Below are 19,707 nucleotides of genomic sequence, written 5' to 3' on the forward strand. Positions count from 1 at the left end.
GTAGCTCCAACCGTGGCACGGCACCCACCAGGTGCCGTGCCACGGCTTCGCTGCGATTGCCAACAGAGAGGTTGGACCCCGTGATGCGAGTGAAGTCCCGTGCAAAAACCAGGTGGCCGGCGCTGGCCGGGCTGCTGCTGGCCACGGCCATGGCCGCCGCGCTCACCGCGGCCCCGGCCGCGGCACAGGCCAGGTTCGCGGTCCTGGTCTTCTCCAAGGTCACGAACTTCTACCACGACTCGATCCCGGCGGGGATCGCGGCGATCGAGGAGCTCGGGGCGGAGCACGACTTCGACGTCGAGGCCACCGACGACGCCGCCGCGTTCACCGACACGAACCTCGCCCGGTTCGACGCGATCGTGTTCAACAACACCAACTCCACGCCCGAAAAGGGCGATCTGCTCGACGCCGGGCAGCGGGCCGCCTTCCAGCGGTTCATCCGGGCGGGCGGCGGTTACACCGGCATCCACGCGGCTTCGGCCAGCGAGCGCGACTGGGCCTGGTACGAGGGCCTCGTCGGCGCCATCTTCACGCACCACCCGGCGCCCCAGGCCGGCCGGGTGAAGGTGCTGGACCGGGTGCACCCGTCCACGAAGGACCTGCCGGAACTCTGGGAGCAGCACGAAGAGTGGTACAACTGGAAGGTCAACCCGACCGGCAAGGTGCACACGCTGGCCCAGATCAAGATCGGGGACGGCCTGCCTGGTCTGGACCAGGGCCTGGAGCACCCGTGGTCGTGGTGCCAGAACTACGACGGCGGCCGCTCCTGGTTCACCGCGGGCGGGCACGCCAAGGAGAAGTTCAGCGACCCGTTGTTCCGGAACCACCTGCTCGGCGGCATCGAGTGGGCTTCCGGGGCGAAGCCGGGTGAGTGCGGGGCCACCCAGGACAAGAACTTCCAGCGGGTGCCGCTGCAGACCCAGGGCCTGGCCGACCCGTTCGAACTGGCCGTGGCCCCGGACCGCCGGGTGTTCTACATCCAGCGCACCGGCGCGCTGAAGATCATCGACCAGCAGACGCTGAAGGTCAGCACCGCACTGGACTTCCAGTACAGCTCGGAGATGACCAGCCAGTCCGACGGCCTGCTCGGGCTGACGCTCGACCCGGGCTTCGCCGAGAACCACCACCTGTACCTGCTGTACTCGGACAAGGTGGAGAAGCGGCTCAACGTCTCGCGGTTCACCGTCACCGGCGACACCGTCGACCCGGCCAGTGAGAAGCGGCTGCTGGAGATCCCCACCTTCCGCGGTGAGGGCCGGGCCAACTCGCACATGGCCGGCTCGCTGGCGATGAGCAAGGACGGCCACCTCTACATCGCCACCGGCGACAACACCGACCCGTTCGCCTCCGACGGGTTCGCCCCGATCGACGAACGCGAAGGCCGCCGGGCGTGGGACGCCCAGGGCACCGCGGGCAACACGAACGACCTGCGCGGCAAGGTCCTGCGGATCACCCCGCAGCCGGATGGCACCTACACCGTGCCCGAGGGCAACCTGTTCGCGCCGGGCACCGAGAAGACGCGGCCCGAGATCTACGTGATGGGCATGCGCAACCCGTTCCGCATCACCGTGGACCCGCAGACCGGTGCCCTGCTGGTCGGCGACTACGGCCCCGACTCGCGGGCCGCCAACCCCGACCGCGGCCCGGAGGGCACGGTCGAGTTCGACCGGATCACCCAGGCGGGCAACCAGGGCTGGCCGTACTGCGTCGGCGACAACACGCCGTTCAACGACTGGGACTTCGCCACGAACCGGTCGAAGGGCAAGTTCGACTGCGGCAACCTGGTCAACGACTCGCCGAACAACACCGGCCTGACCGAGCTGCCGCCCGCCACGCCCGCGTGGATGTGGTACGCCTACTCGGCCTCGGCGGAGTTCCCCGAGCTCGGCACCGGTGGCGGCGGCCCGATGGGCGGCCCGGTCTACGACTACGACCCGGCCAACCCGCTGGTCACCAAGTTCCCGGAGTACTTCGACGGCAAGTGGCTCAACTACGAGCTGACCCGCAAGTGGTTCAAGGCGATGTCGGTCCAGCAGGCCGACCAGAGCTTCACCGACCCGAAGTTCCCGCCGGTGAAAGCCGGTGACCTGAACTCGATCAACGGCGTGCTCGGCGGCATGAGCTGGATCCAGCCCTTCGAGGCGGAGTTCGGCCCGGACGGCTCGCTGTACGTGATCGACTTCGGCGAGGGCAGCGGCACCGGCCGCGGTGGCAGCAACGAAGGCGCCGGCATCTACCGCATCGACTACGTGGCCAACGGCCGCGCACCGTCGGCCAAGATCACCCCGTCGGCCGACAACGGGCGCGTGCCGCTGACGGTGAACTTCTCCAGCGAAGGCACCGGCGGCGGGGACGGCGAGCCGATCACCTACGCCTGGGACTTCGACGGCGACGGCACCGTCGACTCCACCGAGCCGAACCCGACGCACGTCTACACCGAACCCGGCCGGTTCACCGCCCGGCTCACGGTGACCAGCACGACGAACGACCTCACCGGGGTCGCGGTCGCCGAGATCACGCCCGGCAACACCCGCCCCGAGGTCAAGGTCAGCACACCGGTGCACGGCGGCATGTTCGACTTCGGCGACAAGATCCCGTTCACCGTGGAAGTCACCGACCGCGAGGACGGCCGGATCGACTGCTCGAAGGTCGTGGTCCAGTCCCAGCTCGGGCACGACACGCACCTGCACCCGATGGACAACGTGACCGGCTGCACCGGCACCGTGCAGACCGACGCGGGCGGCAGCCACGGCCCCGGCCAGAACCTGTACGCCGCGCTCAGCGCCACCTACACCGACGCCGGTGGCCGGGGCGCGCCGAGCCTGGTCGGGTCGGCGCACCTGACGCTGGAGCCGAAGCGCAAGGAGGCCGAGCACCACGAGGGCACCGGCGGGGACGGCGGCGGCACGCAGACGATCAGCAACAGCGGCGCGTCGGCGGGCAAGCGGCTCGGGGAGATCGAGCACGGCGACTGGGTCGCCTACGACCCGATCAACCTCAAGGGCATCAGCTCGGTGACCGTCGGTGCCGGTTCCGGTGGCCTCGGCGGCACCATCGAGTTCCGCGCGGACTCGCCGGCCGGGCAGCTGCTGGGCTCGGTGGCCGTGCCGAACACCGGTGGCTGGGGCAACCTGGTCTCACCGACGGTGCCGCTGACCGATCCGGGACGGCCGGTCAAGCTGCACGCGGTGTTCGTGAACCCGGACTGGACCCCGGCCAAGGCGGACCTGCTCTCGCTGGACTGGCTGCAGTTCAACGGCCGGGGCGCGACCCTGCCGGGCATCAACGCCGAAGTCGCGGTGAGCGCCGCCCCGGCATCGGGACCGGCGCCGCTGACCGTGGCGCTGAGCGCGAAGGCCACCCCGCCGGCCGGCCGCACGATCGCCGAGTACCACTGGGACTTCGGCGACAACACCAAGGCCGACGGCCAGACCGCGAGCCACGCCTACCCGCGCAAGGGCAGCTACACCGCGCGGCTGACCGTGGTGGACGACACCGGGGTCACCAGCAACGGTCATGTCGTCGTGACGGTCGACTGAGGGGAGCAGCTGTGGAATCACGTCGTACCTTTCTGAAGCTGGCCGTCGGCACCACCGCGGCCATGGGGCTGACCAGCGGGATCGCGGCGGCCGAGCCGTTGCACGCGGTGCCGCCCGACCACATCGGCATCCAGCTGTACACCGTGCGCGCGCTGATGCAGAACGACGCCCAGGGCACGCTCGGCGCGCTCAGCGCCATCGGGTACGCCACGGTCGGGGTCAGCGGGCTCTACGGGCACAGCCCGCAGGCGTTCCGCGCGATGCTGGACAAGGCTGGTCTGCGGGCGGTGCTCACGCACACCAGCTGGGACGCCATGCGCGCCAACGCGGTCAAGGAGATCGAGACCGCGCGGGTGCTCGGGGTGCGTTACCTCGTCGTGCCGTCGCTGCCCGGCTCGCTGCAGACGGTCGCCGGGTACCGCCTGGCGGCGTCGGAGTTCGGCGGGTGGGGTGTGCTCGCCCGCAGCGCCGGGTTGAAGTTCCTGTTCCACAACCACGGTGTCGACTTCAAGACCGTCGACGGCGAGGTGCTCTACGACATCCTCGTCGAGGAGACCGATCCGCGGTTCGTGAACTTCGAACTGGACCTCTACTGGTGCTACCAGGGCGGGTACGACCCGCTCGACTACTTCGCGCGGTACCCGGGCCGGTTCCCGGTGTACCACGTGAAGGACATGGCGGCGGACGGTTCGTTCGAGGACGTCGGGCACGGCACCCTCGACTGGCCGTCGATCTTCCGCCAGTACGCCCGGTCCGGGATCCGGGAGTACGTGGTCGAGCACGACCAGCCCGGGGTGCCGCTGACCTCAGCGGCGCGCAGCTACGAGTACCTGCGGAACGTCCGCTTCTAGCGGCCGGTTCGCGGCAGCCCACCTCACCGCCGGGCCCATGGCGAGCCCGGCGGTGAGGAAGGCACCGCCGAGCAGCAGCCAGCCGAGCGCGCCGCCGGAGAGCACCAGCGTGGTCAGCACCAGCGGCCCGATCATCCGCGCGACGGCGAACCCGGAACCGAAGAAGCCCTGGTACTGGCCGTGCCTGCCCTCGGGGGCCAGCGCGAAGCTGAGCTCCCAGCCGCCGGCGGCCTGCATCATCTCGCCCACCACCTGCAACGCGGCCGCGACCAGCAGGACCAGGGCCGCGGTCCAGGCCGAGGAACCGGTGGCGGACAACGCGAAGACCCCGCAGGAGGCGAGCAGCAGCACACCCGCGTACCGGACCGTGCGCGCCGCGGTGGCCAGGTCCCCGACCCGCCGGGCCACGCGCACCTGGAACAGCACCACGCTCACCGTGTTGAGCACCAGCAGCGCGGACACCGTCCAGCCGGGCGCCTGCGTGCGCTGGACGATCCACAGTGGAATGGCCAGCCCGAGCATCGGGATGTGCAGCTGGAGCACCAGGTTCAACAGCGAGACCAGCGCGTACGGCTTGTCCCGCAGCACGGCCAGCCGCGGCTCCCCGGCCGTCCTCGCCGGGGCCCGCGGGGTCGGCGGCAGCCGGAGCAGCAGCAACGCGGCGGCGATGAACCCGGCGACGTCCACGGCGAACACCGCGAGGTACGCACCACGGGTGTCGGCGTAGAGCGCCAGCCCGCCGAGCGCGGCACCCACCGCGAGCCCGGCGTTCGTGCTCGACTGCAGGTGCGCCCGCGTCGCCGTGCGGTCGGCGGCGTCCACCAGCGCCGCGAGCAGCGCCTGGCGGGCCGCCGACAGTCCACATTGCATGGCCGCGTAAACGCAGGCGGCCAGGACGAAAGCGACGAACGAGCCGATGAACACGAAGGCGCCGACCGCGGCGGCGGTGCCCAGCGCGAGCGCGACCGCCGTGCCCCTCGGGCCCCGCCGGTCGGCGAACGCGCCGAGCGGGGCGCTCACCAGGAAACCGGCTGCCCAGCCCGCGGTCAGCCCGAACCCGGCCTCGGCCGCCGACAGGCCGGCCACCCGGGTGAAGTACAGCGCCGAGGTGACGTAGAAGGCGCCGTCGCCGAAGGAGTTGATCAGCTGGGCGAGCGCGAGCACGCGAGGTGGGCCAGGGTGGGGGAGAACGCTCATGGCAGCAACGGTAGGAGTCGCATTGGCCGACCAGGAGGTCCAATCCTGCCCCGGGTGGATTGGGCCAATCCGCGCCGCGGAATAGCCGGGTCCGCTCCGGCGTCTGTTGCCGACGAGACAACCTGTGACGGAGAGGAGCTTTTCCATGCTGTTCGGTGACGAGCACGTCCGCCGGTACGAGGAGACCGACGGGGAAGAAGGGCACGACTGGCAGAAGGGCGCCCCCGTGCTCATCCTCACCACCAAGGGCCGCAAGACCGGGCAGGACCGCAAGTTCGCGCTGATCTACCAGGAGCACGAGGGGAACTACGTGGTGGTCGCCTCCAAGGGCGGCGCCGACTCCCACCCCGGCTGGTACCTCAACCTCCAGGAGAACCCCGAGGTGAAGGTGCAGGTCAAGGCGGACAAGTTCACCGCGCGGGCGCGGACCGCCGACGAGCAGGAGAAGGCGGTGCTGTGGCCGAAGATGGTGGCGGTGTGGCCGGACTACGATGACTACCAGAAGAAGACCGACCGGCCGATCCCCGTGGTCGTGCTGGAACGCCAGAGCTGACACCCCCAGGGAGCGCAGGCACCATGTCGAAGGACTCGAGCATCGAGGTCGCCGGGTTGCTGGCCAAGCTCGCCGAAGCCGAACGGCAGGCCGAGCGGGGCGAGCTGAACCCCGCGGAGGTGCCGGGGCTGGCCCGCGCGCAGCGCATCGTGCGCGAGCTCGCGGACTGGCCGGTGGAAGCCGATTCCGACCGCTGAGGTCCGAGGTGCTGCGCAGGAGGAGTCTTCGGTGGACCCCGCTCGAAACCGGGCGGGGTCCGCTCACACCCGCTGAACTGTGGGCGGCGACCAGGCGGTTCCCCCGCCGTCGCCGCGGGTTCTTCTACGGCCTGGCGATCGACGTGATCTGGCCGATGCTGGTCTTCGGCACGCGGCTGAGCTTCCGCGGCACCGAGCACCTGCCCGCCTCCGGCGGGGTCGTGGTGGCGTCGAACCACCTGTCCTACGCCGACCCGACCACGCTGACCGCGTTCTGCCTGTCGGCCGGCCGGGTGCCGCGGTACCTGGCCAAGGCCGACCTGTGGCGGTTGCCGCTGGTCGGCTCGATCATGTCCGGCGGCGGGCACATCCCGGTGCACCGCGGCAAGCCGACGGCGTCGGGGGCCTACCGCGACGCGGTGGGCGCGGTCCGGCGCGGCGAGTGCGTGGTGGTCTTCCCGGAGGGCGGGTTCGGCGAGGACCCGGACCACTGGCCGTCCCGCGGCAAGACCGGCATCGCCAGGATCGCGCTGGAGACCGGGGCGCCGGTGGTGCCGGTGGCCAACTGGGGCACGCACGAGCTGCTGCCGCAGGGCAGCCCGCTGCCGCGGTTCCACCACCGGCCCCGGGTGCGGCTGGTGGCCGGGCCGCCGGTCGACCTGTCCGACCTGGCCGGTGCCGAGCCGACGGCCGCGGTGCTGCGGGAGGCCACCGACCGGATCATGACCGCCGTCACCACCCTCCTCGGTGAAGAACGCGGCCAGACCCCACCCGTCACCCGTTAGGGGCATAGGCTGGCGAGCATGAGTGCTCATTTCGATGTGGTGGTGCTGGGAGCGGGGCCCGGCGGGTACGTCGCGGCCGTGCGCGCTGCTCAGCTCGGGCTGAAGACGGCGATCGTCGAGGAGAAGTACTGGGGCGGGGTCTGCCTGAACGTGGGCTGCATCCCGTCCAAGGCGCTGCTGCGCAACGCCGAGCTGGCCCACCTGTTCCACCACGAGGCCAAGACGTTCGGCATCCAGGTCGACGGGTCGGTGAGCTTCGACTTCGGCGCGGCCCACGACCGCAGCCGCCAGGTCGCGGAGGGGCGCGTCAAGGGCGTGCACTTCCTGATGAAGAAGAACAAGATCACCGAGTTCTCCGGCTGGGGCAGCTTCACCGACGCGAACACGCTCGAGGTGGCGCTCACCGACGGTGGCAGCGAGACGATCACCTTCGGCAACTGCATCATCGCGGCGGGCGCGACCACCCGGCTGCTGCCGGGCACCGCGGTCAGCGACCGCGTGGTCACCTACGAGGAGCAGATCCTCACCCGCGAGCTGCCGGAGAGCATCATCATCGCCGGCGCGGGCGCGATCGGCGTCGAGTTCGCGTACGTGCTGCACAACTACGGCGTCCAGGTCACCATCGTCGAGTTCCTCGACCGGATGGTGCCGCTGGAGGACGCCGAGGTGTCCAAGGAACTGGCCAAGCGCTACCGCAAGCTGGGCATCGAGGTGCTCACCTCGACCAGGGTCGAGTCGATCGACGAGTCGGGCGCGAAGGTGCGCGTGACGGTGTCGAAGGACGGCAAGGAGCAGACGCTCGAAGCCGACAAGGTGATGCAGGCGATCGGGTTCCAGCCGCGGGTGGAGGGCTACGGCCTGGAGAACACCGGCGTGAAGCTGACCGAACGCGGTGCCATCGAGATCGACGGCTTCTGCCGGACGAACGTGCCGAACATCTACGCCATCGGGGACGTGACCGCGAAGCTGATGCTGGCGCACGCGGCGGAGTCCATGGGCATCGTCGCCGCGGAGACCATCGGCGGTGCGGAGACCATGGAACTGGACTACGTGATGATCCCGCGGGCGACGTTCTGCCAGCCGCAGGTCGCCTCGTTCGGCTGGACCGAGGAGCAGGCGCGGGAGAAGGGCTTCGACGTGAACGTGGCGAAGTTCCCGTTCACCGCGAACGGCAAGGCGCACGGCCTGGCCGACCCGGTCGGTTTCGTCAAGATCATCAGCGACAACACGCACGGGGAACTGCTCGGTGCGCACATGATCGGGCCGGACGTGACGGAGCTGCTGCCGGAGCTGACCCTGGCGCAGCAGTGGGACCTGACGGTGCACGAGGTGGCGCGGAACGTGCACGCCCACCCGACGCTCTCGGAAGCGGTGAAGGAAGCGGTGCACGGGCTGGCCGGGCACATGATCAACATGTGAGTTCCGTGGGATCCACCACGGTTCTCCAGTGTGACGGCGGAGGTCGGCTGGTCAAGGCGGGAAAGACGCCTTGACCAGCCGGCCTCCGCCGTGTTCTGGCTTCGGACCGGGATGGGGTGGGTGAGCGGCCGGGTGCCCGCTTCCCGTTCCCGGTTTCTGGCCTTGGCTGCTGGCCGGGTGCCTGCTTCCCGGTTTCGGCTCTGGTCCCGGTTGGTGGTTGGGTGCCCGCTTCCGGTGCTGGCCTCGGTTGGCGGGTGCCTGCTTCTCGGTTTCGGCTCTGGTCCCGGTTGGTGGTTGGGTGCCCGCTTCCGGTGCTGGCCTCGGTTGGCGGGTGCCTGCTTCTCGGTTTCGGCTCCGGTCCCGGTTGGTGGTTGGGTGCCCGCTTCCGGTGCTGGCCTCGGTTGGCGGGTGCCTGCTTCCCGGTTCCGGCTTCCGGCCCCTGCTGGCGGGTTGGGTGCCTGCTTCCCGGTTCCGGCTTTGCTCCGCTCCCGGTCGGCGCTTGAGGGTGGGCTGTCTGCTCACCTGTCGTTCCCCGGTGCCGGTGAGGGCTCGGGGGCGCTCACCTTTCGTCCGCGGTGGGGGCTTGGGAGCGGTGGGTTCCTCAGCGGCGGGCGTCGATCTTGAGGTCGCCTCGGGTGACGGTGCGGATGTGGTCGCTGGCCAGCAGGTCGTGCGGGTAGCCGAGGTCGATGGCGCTGGCCTCGGCCAAGCGCGCCAGTTGGGCGGCGGTGAGCTCGACCTCCAAGGCACCCAGGTTCTCGTCGAGTTGTGCCACGGTGCGGGCGCCGATGATCGGGGCGGTCACGTCCGGGTTCCGCAGGGTCCACGCCAGCCCGACCTGGGCGGGGGTGCAGCCCGCCTCCGCGGCGACCTCCCGCACCACGTCGGCGATGGCGAGGTTCCGTTCGGTGACCAGCCCCAGACCGGCGTTGAAGCTCTTGCGGGTGCCCGCCCCGGCGTCCGCCGCCAGGTCCGCCCGGGTGTACTTGCCGGTGAGCAGACCGCCCGCCAGCGGGGAGAACGGGGTCACGCCCAGCCCCATCGCCCGTGCCATCGGGATCAGGTCGCGTTCCGCGGCCCGGTTGACCAGGTTGTACTCGACCTGCAGCCCGACCAGCGGTGACCAGCCACGCAGGTCGGCGATCGCCTGCAGGCGGGAGACCTCCCAGGCCGGGACGTTGGACATCGCCGTGTACAGCACCTTGCCCTGCCGGACCAGGTCGTCCAAGCCGCGCAGGATCTCCTCGGCCGGTGTCGTGAAATCCCAGACGTGCAGGTAGAGCAGGTCCAGGTAGTCCGTGTTCAGGTGCCGCAGGCTGGTTTCCACCGAGGCGAACATGCTCTTGCGGTGGCTCCCGGCGGAATTGGGGTCACCGGGACGGCGCAGCGTCGTGTACTTCGTCGCCAGCACCAGGCTTTCGCGGTTGTCACGGGTGAATCCGCCCAGCTGGCGCTCGGCGCTGCCGTTGGTGTAGGTGTTCGCGGTGTCGATGAAGTTGCCACCGCGCTCGACGTAGGTGTCGAACAGCTCGCGTGCCTCGTCCTTCCCGGCACCCCAGCCGAACTCGGTGCCGAAGGTCGCCGTGCCCAGCGCCAGCGGGGAGACCCGCAGCCCGGACCGGCCCAGCAGCCGGTAGCTGTCGAGGGTGAGCGACATCGGAAGTCCTCCTGTGCTTGTGCTCCGTGGTCGACAGCGAGTCTGCGACCGCGGCGGGGGCGCGGTAAGGGAGGGAACTTCCTGGGAACAGCGGTCCCACCCCGGCGGTTGCAGTGACCATGACAACCGCAGCGGTGGACCGGACCCGGGAGCTGGCCGCGTTCCTGCGGACCCGGCGTGAGCGCCTGGATCCGCGTGACGCGGGGCTGCCGCCGCGCCGCCAGGCCCGGCGCACCCCGGGACTGCGTCGCGAAGAGGTCGCCGAGCTGGCCGGGATCAGCGTCGACTACCTCGTGCGGCTGGAACAGGCACGCGGGCTGCGGCCGTCGGCGGAGGTGGTGGAGGCGCTGGCCGGGGCGCTGCACCTGGCGCCGGACGAACGCGCCTACCTGTTCGACCTGGCCCGGCAACGCCCCCGCAACGCCGACAAGCTCGCCACCGTACCGGCGCCGCCGCTGGCCCGGCTGGTCGACGACCTGTCCCCGCTGCCCGCCATGCTCCTGAACCACCGCTACGACATCCTGGCCTGGAACGCCGAGATGGCCGCGCTGCTGGTGGACCTCGGCACCCTGCTGCCGTCGCAGCGCAATTCGATGTGGTTGTGCCTGATGCACCCCCGGGTGCGCGAGTTCTACCCCGACCGCGAACGCGTGGTGCGGGAAGGGATCGCCCACCTGCGTGCCGCGTGGGCCGCGCACCCGGACGACGGGACGCTGGCCGGTCTCATCGCCGAATTCACCGACGGCAACGAGGACTTCGCGCGGTTGTGGGCCGAGCGGGACGTCAAGGTCAGCGGCCGCGGGCGCAAGGTCATGCGGCACCCCGAGGTCGGCGTGCTCACCGTGCAGTTCGAAACCCTCCGGCCGTTGCAGGACCCGGACCAGTTGCTGGTCCTCTACCGCGCCGCGGACGAGCGGAGCCAGGCGGCGCTGGACCGGCTGAAACCCGGGGGTGCCCCCGTCCGGGCATGATCGGGTCGAGGGGAAACCGGGAAGGACGTGGTTCGGTGGGTGAGCTGTTCCTGCGCGACGTGCGGCTGGGGTTGGACGGGCCGCTGGTCGGCGTGCGGATCGCCGGTGGGCGGGTGGTCGAGATCGGTGACGGCGGCCCGGGGCGGGCCGAGGTGATCGACGGGGACGGCGGCACGTTGCTGCCGGGGTTGGTCGACTCGCACGTCCACTGCGAACAGTGGGCCAGCTCACGTCGTCGCCTTCCGCTGGAGGAGGCGAAGTCGGCGGCCGAAGTGGTGGACGCGCTCGTCCGGCACGGGCACCGGCCGGGCGAACTGGTGCTCGGCCACGGGTTCCGCGACGGGCTCTGGCCCGACACCCCGCACAAGGACCTGCTCGAACGCGCGCTGCCCGGCCAGCCGATCGCCCTGTTCAGCGCCGACCTGCACACGGTGTGGCTGAGCCCGGCCGCGCTCGCGCTGATCGGCCGCGAGCACCCGACCGGGGTGCTGCTGGAGCAGGACTGCATGAGCGCCACCGCCGAACTGCCCTCGGCGCCGCCGGAGGTGGTGGACCGCTGGGTGCTCGAAGCCGCCGAGGCCGCCGCCGCGCTGGGTGTGACGAAGATCGCCGACTTCGAGTACACCGACACGATGGGTGCCTGGCAGCGCCGCCGCGAAGCCGGGCCGTTGCCGGTGCGGGTGTCCTGCGTGATCGCCCGGTACCTGCTCGACACCGCCATCGCGCTCGGCAGGCGCACCGGGGACACCGACGGCCTGCTCAGCGTGGGCCCGGTCAAGGTGTTCGTCGACGGTTCGCTCAACACGCGCACGGCCTACTGCCACCACGCCTACGAAGGCGGTGACCACGGCCTGCTCGAACTGCCCTACGACGAACTCGTCGCCCTGCTGCGGCGGGCCGCCGAGCACGGCATCTCGGCCGCGGTGCACGCGATCGGTGACCACGCGAACACGCTGGCGTTGAACGCCTTCGAAGAACTCGGCATCGGCGGCCGGATCGAGCACGCCCAGCTGGTCCGCGCCGAGGACCTCCCGCGGTTCGCCGGGCTCGGCGTGGTGGCGAGCGTGCAACCCGCGCACCAGCCGGACGACCGCGACGTCGCCGACCACCACTGGGCCTCCCGCACCGCCGACGCTTTCCCTTACCGCGCCCTGCTTTCCGCCGGGGCGAAGCTCGAGTTCGGTTCGGACGCACCGGTCGCGCCGCTGGATCCGTGGGACGCCATCGCGTCGGCGGTCACCCGCACCGACGACGACCGTCCCGGCTGGCACCCGGAGCAGGCGTTGCCACTGGAAGCCGCGTTGACCGCGGCCTCCGGCGGGCGCGGCACCGTCGCGGTGGGGGACGTGGCCGATCTGGTCGTGGTGGCGGCGGACTTGCGCACCGCCGACCTGCGTGCGGTTCCGGTGCTCGCCACCGTGCTGGAAGGGCGCCCGACATTCTTCCATTCATTGGGCTGAACGGCTGACAGCGGTGTAATCGCAACCTCGGCTACTTAGCATGGCCGCATGACTCTCACCTTGATCAAAGGCAGTTTCCAAATCGTCGGCGCGTCGCCCGACGGTGATTCGGTGCGGTTCTACCCAACCGATGTGGACGCGTTCACCAAAGCCGGACTGCGGGTCCGGCTCAACGCGCGTGGCGGGGCACAACTGCGCCTCGAAGGCATCGACGCGCTGGAAACCCATTACCAGAGCCAAGCTCCGGGGGGAGGGGGTGGCACCAGCACCCCGCCCTGGCCAGAACCGCGGCCGACGCGCTGCTGAGACACCTCGGTTTCAAAACCGTGGAAAGGGACGACGAGGGAACGGTCACCTCGGCCAAACCGGAAAGCGTGCCGGGGCACATCCTGACCCGGTTCGCCGACAAGTACGGGCGCCCGGTCGCATTCGCATTCCGCGGCTCGCGCGGGCGCGCGAAGGACGGCAGCCAGGTGCACCTGGACACGAAGGGCGTCGCCGATTCCGCGAATCACGAACTGCTGGAAGCCGGGCACGCGTATCCGACTTTCTACTCCCTGCTCTACCTCGACCTCCGGCAGGCGCTCGCCGACGCCGCCGTGGCCGCCCGCGAGGAGAACGCCGGGATCTGGGCGCACGACGCCTCCACGGCGGGCTTCCGGCTGACCTCGCGCAAGCAGTTGCAGGAGGAGGTGGTGCTGCTGCCCAAGTTGTTCCGGCGCCTGGTCGACTACCTGGCCCTCGACGAGGGCGGCGGGGTCTCGCTGGCCAACTTCGCGCGTTACCTGGACACGCGCAACGACCGGCTGTTCACCACCCCCGAGGGCCGGTCCACCGAACTGGCCACCCTGGTCGAGGTGAGGCGCCAGCAACTGCGCCTCACCACCGACCCCGAGCGGATCGTCTTCCTGGAGGCCTAACTACGGCAACCGGCCAGTTCGGACACCGCCAGTGACGACTCCAGCAACGCGCTGCCCAGCGTGGTCACCGAATGCCGGGCCGTGCCGCCTTCGCGCCGCGTTTCCACCAGCGACGCCTGCCGCAGCACGGTGGCGTGCTGGCTGGCGCCCGCCGCCGAGATGGCCAGCTGCTTGGCCAGTTCGGTGGTGCTCACCCCGGGTGAGGTGCAGATCGCGGCGAGCACGGTGGCGCGCGTGCGGCCGAGCAGGTTGTCCAGCGAGCGGGTGCTCGGCGGGGAGTCCCAGCCCAGCTGCCGGGCCACCGGGTACACCAGCGTGGGCGGCAGCTCGGGGTTCTTCAGCGTGACCGGCAGCCGCCAGCAGAAGAACGACGGCGCCAGCACCAGGCCGCGGCCCTGCAGGTGCAGTTCCTGGTCCACCGGGTAGTCCACCTCCAGCACCGGGGAACGCCAGCGGATGGCCGGGTGCAGGGTGGACAGCAGCCGCTCCACCCCGCCGCGCAGCAGGGTGCGGCTGCGCTCGGCGGTGTCGCTGCGCACGGTGGACCGGATCGACGCCCAGTGCGGTGCCAGCGTGCCGGCGAAGTACTCCCGGACGGCGTCGCCGAGCTGCTTGCGGGCGGCGGGCCTGCCTTCGGCGAGGTCGACGTTCCACGGCGGCAGTTGCCGGGTCTCGGCGAGCAGCGTGGTGCCTTCGGCCAGCAGCTTCTTCGGGGTCCGCAGCAGCTCGTCGATCCCTGCTTCGAGATCGCAGAAGCCGGCTCCCGGGGTGAGGAAGTCGGCGGTGTAGCCGATCGGGGGAGCGAGCGTGGCCAGGTAGCGGTGCGAGCGGCCGATCCGCTCGCGCGCGCGACGGCGCCAGCCGGTGAACAGCAGGTCCGGGTTGCGGTCCTGGAGCTGGTGCAGGCTGAGCACGGTCTCCCACAGCGGGTCCGGGCTGTCGAGCAGCTTGACCCTGGTCAGGTCGTCCGGACTGAAATGAATCTTCAACATCGGGTGCCCCCACCCCTGTGCGTTTGTTTCGAACGTTCGTTGAAAGTTGTACGGCCTTGCTCTGGCAGCGCGCTGTCACGCGCTCACTGCCCGCTGAGCGGCTACGATCTACTCCACTTCGAGGAGGAGGGGAGCACGCATGCCGGTGTTGCGCGCGCTGCCCAGGGCGGAACCGACCGAGGTGCTGCACGCCGCCAGGCAGATCGCCGCGGAGCTCAAGGGCGGGCTCGGCGGGCGCGGGGCGCGCAACGCCGCCCGCGGCATCCGGCGGCTGCTCGAAGCCGACGCCGTCGGCCTGGCCGACCTCTCCGGTGCGCTGGTCTGGGCCGGGCACCCGCCCGCCGGGGTGGACGCGGACGCACTGGTCCACAACGTGCTGCACGCCGAGGCCGCCAGCGGCCGCCCACCGGCGCAGGCGCTCCCGCTGCACGCCCGCGACGACCTGGCCGGGGTGCTGGTGGTCTGCGGCAGGCCGGACCGGGCGGCGGTGCGCGAGGTGGCCGGCTGGGTGGCCGACGCGCTGGACCGCGGCAGGCTGGAGGCCTCCGCCGAGAACGCCGCCCGCGCCGAACTGCGGGCGCTGCGGGCCGAGATCTCCCCGCACTTCGTCTACAACGCACTGACCGTGATCGCCTCGCTGGTCCGGTCCGATCCGGACCGCTCACGCGAGCTCATGCTGGACTTCGCCGACTACATCCGGTACAGCCTGGCCAGGCACGGCGAGTACACCACGCTCGCCGACGAGTTCCACGCCATCGAGACCTACCTGGCGCTGCAGCGGGCGGTGCTCGGGGAGCGGCTGACCGTGCAGGTGCGGGTCTCCCCGGAGGTGCTCGCGGTGGCGGTGCCGTACCTGGTGCTGCAGCCGGTGGTGGAGAACGCGGTGCGCCACGGCATCGAACCGTCGCCGGGCAGGGGCGTGGTGCACGTCTCCGGTGTCGCCGAGGGAACGGACTGCGTGATCAGCGTGGAGGACGACGGGGTCGGCATGGACCCGGAGAAGGCCGAAGCCATCCTCGCCGGGCAGGGCGAGCCGGACAGCCTCGGCCTCGCCAACGTGGACAAGCGGCTGCGCAGCGTCTACGGCCCCTGGTACGGGCTGGTGGTGGAGACCGCGAAGGGCGCCGGGACCCGCGTGGTGCTGCGGGTGCCCCGGTTCCAGCCGGGGGTGCTGCCGTGAGGACCGGCGGCTTGCGGGTGCTCGCGGTCGACGACGTGCCGCCGGCCCTGGCCGAGCTGTGCCGCCTGCTGGAGGAGGCACCGGAGGTGGCCGCGGTCAGCGGCGCCCCGGACGCGCTGACCGCGTTGCGGATGATCCAGAGCGAGCCGTTCGACGCGGTGTTCCTGGACATCTCCATGCCCGGCCTGGACGGGCTGGAGATGGCCGGGTTGCTGGCCAAGCTGAGCGAACCGCCGGTGATCGTGTTCGTCACCGCGCACGAGGGCCACGCGGTCGCCGCGTTCGGCATCGGCGCGATCGACTACCTGCTCAAGCCCGTGCGCGCGGAACGGCTCTCGGCCACCCTGGCGCGCGTGGTGAAGATGGCGCGCGGGGGCGGCGCGGCCGAACCGGCCACCCGCCAGACCGACGCGATGGCCGCGCTGCCGGTCGAGGTCGGCGGGCGCACCCGGTACGTGCGCCGCAGCGAGGTCCAGTTCGTCGAGGCGCACGGCGACTACGTCCGCCTGCACACGCCGTCGGGGGTGCACCTGGTGCGCATCCCGATCTCACGCATGGAGGAGTACTGGGGCGGCGCGGGTTTCGTCCGCGCGCACCGGAGCTTCCTGGTGGCGCTCGGCGCGGTCCGGGAACTGCGCAGCGATTCCGCCGGCGGCCTGCTCGCGCACACCGAGCTGGGCGACGTGCCGGTCAGCCGCAGGCACGCCCGTGAACTGCGTGAACAGCTGCTCAGCGCCGCCCACCGCGGGGAACTGGACCGGCCGGAGCGGGGAGCCTAGCCGGTGCGCACCAAGCGGGTCGCGGTCACCAGCCCGCAGACACGACTGGCGCACTCGCGCCGTCGTGCCCGCACCCGCTCACCGGTGGCGAAGCTGGAGGCCGCCGACGCCGACCGCGCGGTGCGGGTCTACCGCGCCCAGCGGCGGCTGGCGGTGACCGCGCTGGCGCTGCTGTTCGCCTTCCTGTTCGGCCTGCCGCTGGCGCTCTCGCTGCTGCCGGTCCTCGGTGAGGTGCGGTGGCTGGGCATCCCGGTTTCGTGGCTGGCGGTGGCGGCGCTGCCGTACCCGGTGCTGGTCCTGCTCGCCCGCTGGCAACTGCGCCGCTCGGAACACGCGGAGGACCGCGGATGACCGCTGTGCTCTTGGTGAAGCCGCGGTGCCGGTTCGCGGCTGCGGTGGGCGAGGTGCCCGGGGAGGCGGGTGGCCGTGTTGAGCGCGGTGCTGCTGCGGTCGGCGGGCCGAGCCCGCGGAGGACTGTGGTCGACGCGTCGGCGGCTGCGGGCCGGACTCACCGGGGGCCGCGGATGATGGCTGTGCCCGGTGGAGGCTCGCCGGTGCGGCGGGTGGTGCCCGTGGGGTCTGCGCAGGGTGGCGCGCCCGAGGTGGCGCCGGCGACCGCGGCGGGTCGAGCACACGGGGGCCGCGGGTGATCGCCGCGCTCGCTGTGGCGCCGGTGGTGTTGGTGACCTTGCTCGTCGGCCTGCGGGCGGTCGCCGCGATGCGGACCACTTCGGACTTCCTGGTCGCCTCCCGCCGGGTGTCACCGCTGCTGAACTCCGCCGCGGTCTCCGGGGAGTACCTGTCGGCGGCCTCGTTCCTCGGCGTCGCCGGGCTGGTGGTCAAGGACGGCATCGGCTCGCTCTGGTACCCGGTCGGCTTCACCGCCGGGTACGTGGCGATGCTGGTGCTGGTCGCCGCGCCGATGCGCCGTTCGGGAGCGCTGACCGTGCCCGACTTCGCCGAGGCGCGGCTGGCTTCCCCGGTGCTGCGCCGGATCGCCGCGGTGGTGGTGCTGGTGATCGGCGGGCTCTACCTGGTGCCGCAGTTCCGGACCGCGGGCCTGGTGCTCGGCGCGGTCGGCGGCACGCCGTACTGGGTGGGCGTGGTGATCGCCGGGGTGGCCGCGGCGACCACGCTCTCGCTGGGCGGTATGCGCGCGGCCACCTACGTGCAGGCCTTCCAGTTCTTCCTGAAGCTGGTGCTGTTCCTGGTGCCCGCGGCCTGGCTGGTGCTGCAGGCCGGGCCCGAGGTGCGGGCGCAGGCGGTGGACCCGGCGAAGTTCACCCACTTCACCCGCGACACCACCATCGAATTCCGCGTGGGTGCCACGCTGCAGTTCCAGGTGCCGACCGCGGTGCGGGCCCCCGACGGCACCCCCGAGCTGATCCCGGCCGGTACCAAGGAGATCGAGGCGGGCCGGACCATCGTCTTCCCGGCGGGCACCCCGGCGCCGTCGGTGGGCAACGAAGCACCGGGCGGAGCGGGCTGGGACCTGCCCACTTTGGACCTGCAGCACGCCGGGTACCCGGTGCTGAGCACCTGGGCGGTGCTGCTGGCCACCATGCTCGGCACGATGGGCCTGCCGCACGTGCTGATGCGCTTCCACACCAGCATCGACGGCCGCGCGGCCAGGAAGACCGCCGCGCTGACCGTGCTGCTGCTCAGCGCCTTCTACCTGTTCCCGGGCGTGTACGGCGCGCTGGGCACGGTGCTGGTGCCGCACCTGTACCTGTCGGAGGCCACCGACACCGCGGTGGTCGCGTTGCCCGCGGTGGTCGACCCCGGACCGGCGGGTGCCCTGTTCACCGTGCTGCTCACCGCCGGTGCGTTCGCCGCCTTCCTCGCCACGTCACTGGGTTTGCTGCTCGCGGTGTCCGGGGCGATCTCCCACGACCTGCTGGCGGGCGGGCTGCGGCAGATGCGGTTCACCGTGCTCGCCGCGGCCGCCGCGGTGGTGCTGCTGGCGCTGCCCGCCGCCCGGCTCGACGCCGGGGTGCTGGTGACCTGGGGCTTCACCGTGGCCGCGTCCACCTTCTGCCCCCTGCTGGTGCTGGGCATCTGGTGGCCGCGGCTGACCACCACCGGGGCGATCAGCGGGGTGCTGGTCGGCCTGACCGCGTCGGCGGGTGCCATCGCCACCACGTTGTCCGGCCCGGCGCTGACCGGCTGGCAGGCTATTCTGGTGGCGCAACCGGCCCCGTGGTCGGTGCCGCTCGCCTTCGCCACCATGGTGCTGGTGTCCCTGCGCGGCCGTCCTCCGGCGTGGTCCCGCGACGCGATGTTGCGCCTGCACCTCGGGGAAGGCCGCAGCCCCTACCTGAACCAGCGGCTGTTGCTGGGCCGTGATCCAGGCCACTCATCGCGGACGAGCGGTCGTTCGTCAACCGTTCGTCGCACGGCCCGTCGATTCGTCCGCTGATCCTTACGCGTCGCTCGAACGCCTCCCTAGTGTGTCGCGGCACACAACCCTCGACGTGGAGGTCGACGTGAGTATCTCTGAACCCGCCGTGGGGCCACCAGGCGAAACCGCGGACTGGAAGGCGATCCAGGCCGGTCCGGAGTTCCAGCAGCTGCGACGGCGGTTGCGGACCTTCGTGTTCCCGATGACGGGCCTGTTCCTGACGTGGTACCTGCTCTACGTGGTGCTCGCGGACTACGCCCACGGCTTCATGTCCACCAAGCTGGTCGGCAACATCAACGTGGGCCTGGTGCTCGGCCTGCTCCAGTTCGTCTCCACCTTCGTGATCACCGGCCTGTACGTGCGGCACGCGAACCGCCACCTGGACCCGGTCGCGGACAAGATCCGTGAAGACGTGGAAAGCGCCGCAGGGGAGGGCAAGTGAACCTCGCACAGGGTGTCCAGGGATCCAACCCGATCCTGAACATCAGCATCTTCGGTGCCTTCGTGGTGGTCACGCTGGTGATCGTGTTCCGGGCGTCGCGGAACACCAAGACCGCGTCGGACTACTACGCCGCCGGACGCGCGTTCTCCGGGCCGCAGAACGGCGTCGCGATCGCCGGTGACTACCTGTCGGCGGCCTCGTTCCTCGGTATCGCGGGGGCGATCGCGGTCTACGGGTACGACGGTTTCCTCTACTCGATCGGCTTCCTGGTCGCCTGGTTGGTGGCTTTGCTGCTGGTGGCGGAACTGCTCCGGAACACCGGGAAGTTCACCATGGGCGACGTGCTGGCCTTCCGGATGCGCCA

The 19,707-nt window shown here is 71.2% G+C and carries 19 protein-coding genes; 16 read left to right on the top strand and 3 right to left on the bottom strand.

Features of this window, described 5'->3' with window-relative positions:
• Positions 1 to 83 precede the first annotated feature (83 nt).
• Entirely contained in the window at positions 84 to 3,539 is a 3,456-nt protein-coding gene (locus tag AC07EG_RS38030) for a ThuA domain-containing protein (RefSeq protein ID WP_478258128.1), read from the top strand.
• 11 nt (positions 3,540 to 3,550) lie between these two features.
• The gene (locus AC07EG_RS38035; RefSeq protein ID WP_478258129.1) at positions 3,551 to 4,390 is read left to right on the top strand and encodes a sugar phosphate isomerase/epimerase family protein; all 840 of its coding nucleotides are present in this window, start codon (positions 3,551 to 3,553) and stop codon (positions 4,388 to 4,390) included.
• On the opposite strand, the gene AC07EG_RS38040 is transcribed toward AC07EG_RS38035, so the two are convergent.
• Positions 4,346 to 5,587: an MFS transporter gene (locus AC07EG_RS38040; RefSeq protein ID WP_478258130.1), complete on the bottom strand. Its 1,242-nt coding sequence runs from the start codon at positions 5,585 to 5,587 to the stop codon at positions 4,346 to 4,348. The genes AC07EG_RS38035 and AC07EG_RS38040 overlap by 45 nt on opposite strands.
• A gap of 145 nt (positions 5,588 to 5,732) precedes the next feature.
• On the opposite strand from AC07EG_RS38040, the gene AC07EG_RS38045 reads away from it, so the two are divergent.
• The 4 genes from AC07EG_RS38045 to lpdA are packed head-to-tail and all read left to right on the top strand — an operon-like array spanning position 5,733 to position 8,541.
• Entirely contained in the window at positions 5,733 to 6,140 is a 408-nt protein-coding gene (locus AC07EG_RS38045) for a nitroreductase family deazaflavin-dependent oxidoreductase (RefSeq protein WP_478258131.1), read from the top strand.
• Positions 6,141 to 6,163: 23 nt separating this feature from the next.
• Entirely contained in the window at positions 6,164 to 6,337 is a 174-nt protein-coding gene (locus AC07EG_RS38050) for a hypothetical protein (protein ID WP_478258132.1), read from the top strand.
• Between the two features lie 8 nt (positions 6,338 to 6,345).
• The gene (locus AC07EG_RS38055) at positions 6,346 to 7,122 is read left to right on the top strand and encodes a lysophospholipid acyltransferase family protein (RefSeq protein WP_478258133.1); all 777 of its coding nucleotides are present in this window, start codon (positions 6,346 to 6,348) and stop codon (positions 7,120 to 7,122) included.
• An 18-nt stretch (positions 7,123 to 7,140) separates the two neighbouring features.
• Positions 7,141 to 8,541 carry a dihydrolipoyl dehydrogenase gene (gene lpdA, locus AC07EG_RS38060; protein WP_478258134.1) on the top strand — a complete coding sequence of 467 codons (1,401 nt, stop codon included), beginning with the start codon at positions 7,141 to 7,143 and terminating at the stop codon, positions 8,539 to 8,541.
• Between the two features lie 601 nt (positions 8,542 to 9,142).
• Here the strand turns inward: lpdA and AC07EG_RS38065 are convergent.
• Complete coding sequence (locus AC07EG_RS38065; protein WP_478258135.1) at positions 9,143 to 10,198, bottom strand: aldo/keto reductase; 1,056 nt, start codon at positions 10,196 to 10,198, stop codon at positions 9,143 to 9,145.
• 119 nt (positions 10,199 to 10,317) lie between these two features.
• Between AC07EG_RS38065 and AC07EG_RS38070 the strand changes: the two genes are divergently transcribed.
• The 4 genes from AC07EG_RS38070 to AC07EG_RS38085 are packed head-to-tail and all read left to right on the top strand — an operon-like array spanning position 10,318 to position 13,549.
• Positions 10,318 to 11,169, top strand: a complete 852-nt coding sequence (locus AC07EG_RS38070) for a helix-turn-helix domain-containing protein (protein WP_478258136.1) — start codon at positions 10,318 to 10,320, stop codon at positions 11,167 to 11,169.
• A gap of 35 nt (positions 11,170 to 11,204) precedes the next feature.
• Positions 11,205 to 12,629 (top strand): amidohydrolase, encoded by a 1,425-nt coding sequence (locus AC07EG_RS38075; protein ID WP_478258137.1) that lies wholly within the window; start codon positions 11,205 to 11,207, stop codon positions 12,627 to 12,629.
• 48 nt (positions 12,630 to 12,677) lie between these two features.
• On the top strand, positions 12,678 to 12,935 hold the full coding sequence (locus AC07EG_RS38080; RefSeq protein WP_478258138.1) for a hypothetical protein: 258 nt from the start codon (positions 12,678 to 12,680) through the stop codon (positions 12,933 to 12,935).
• A gap of 20 nt (positions 12,936 to 12,955) precedes the next feature.
• Entirely contained in the window at positions 12,956 to 13,549 is a 594-nt protein-coding gene (locus AC07EG_RS38085) for a hypothetical protein (protein ID WP_478258139.1), read from the top strand.
• Here AC07EG_RS38085 and AC07EG_RS38090 read toward each other — a convergent pair.
• A complete protein-coding gene (locus AC07EG_RS38090) occupies positions 13,546 to 14,541 on the bottom strand; it encodes a winged helix-turn-helix domain-containing protein (protein ID WP_478258140.1) in 996 nt (331 codons plus the stop codon). The genes AC07EG_RS38085 and AC07EG_RS38090 overlap by 4 nt on opposite strands.
• Before the next feature lie 139 nt (positions 14,542 to 14,680).
• On the opposite strand from AC07EG_RS38090, the gene AC07EG_RS38095 reads away from it, so the two are divergent.
• The 6 genes from AC07EG_RS38095 to AC07EG_RS38120 all read left to right on the top strand — a co-directional run.
• Complete coding sequence (locus AC07EG_RS38095; RefSeq protein ID WP_478258141.1) at positions 14,681 to 15,721, top strand: sensor histidine kinase; 1,041 nt, start codon at positions 14,681 to 14,683, stop codon at positions 15,719 to 15,721.
• Complete coding sequence (locus AC07EG_RS38100; RefSeq protein ID WP_478258142.1) at positions 15,718 to 16,500, top strand: LytR/AlgR family response regulator transcription factor; 783 nt, start codon at positions 15,718 to 15,720, stop codon at positions 16,498 to 16,500. Before AC07EG_RS38095 ends, AC07EG_RS38100 begins: the two co-directional genes overlap by 4 nt.
• Before the next feature lie 3 nt (positions 16,501 to 16,503).
• A complete protein-coding gene (locus AC07EG_RS38105; RefSeq protein ID WP_478258143.1) occupies positions 16,504 to 16,851 on the top strand; it encodes a hypothetical protein in 348 nt (115 codons plus the stop codon).
• A 295-nt stretch (positions 16,852 to 17,146) separates the two neighbouring features.
• Positions 17,147 to 18,919 carry a sodium/solute symporter gene (locus tag AC07EG_RS38110; protein WP_478258144.1) on the top strand — a complete coding sequence of 591 codons (1,773 nt, stop codon included), beginning with the start codon at positions 17,147 to 17,149 and terminating at the stop codon, positions 18,917 to 18,919.
• A 67-nt stretch (positions 18,920 to 18,986) separates the two neighbouring features.
• Positions 18,987 to 19,343 carry a DUF485 domain-containing protein gene (locus tag AC07EG_RS38115; RefSeq protein ID WP_478258145.1) on the top strand — a complete coding sequence of 119 codons (357 nt, stop codon included), beginning with the start codon at positions 18,987 to 18,989 and terminating at the stop codon, positions 19,341 to 19,343.
• Positions 19,340 to 19,707: sodium:solute symporter family transporter (locus AC07EG_RS38120; RefSeq protein WP_478258146.1), on the top strand; the 368-nt coding region annotated here is incomplete at its 3' end. The genes AC07EG_RS38115 and AC07EG_RS38120, both read left to right, overlap by 4 nt.

It is taken from the genome of Amycolatopsis sp. NPDC045836, assembly GCF_056431745.1.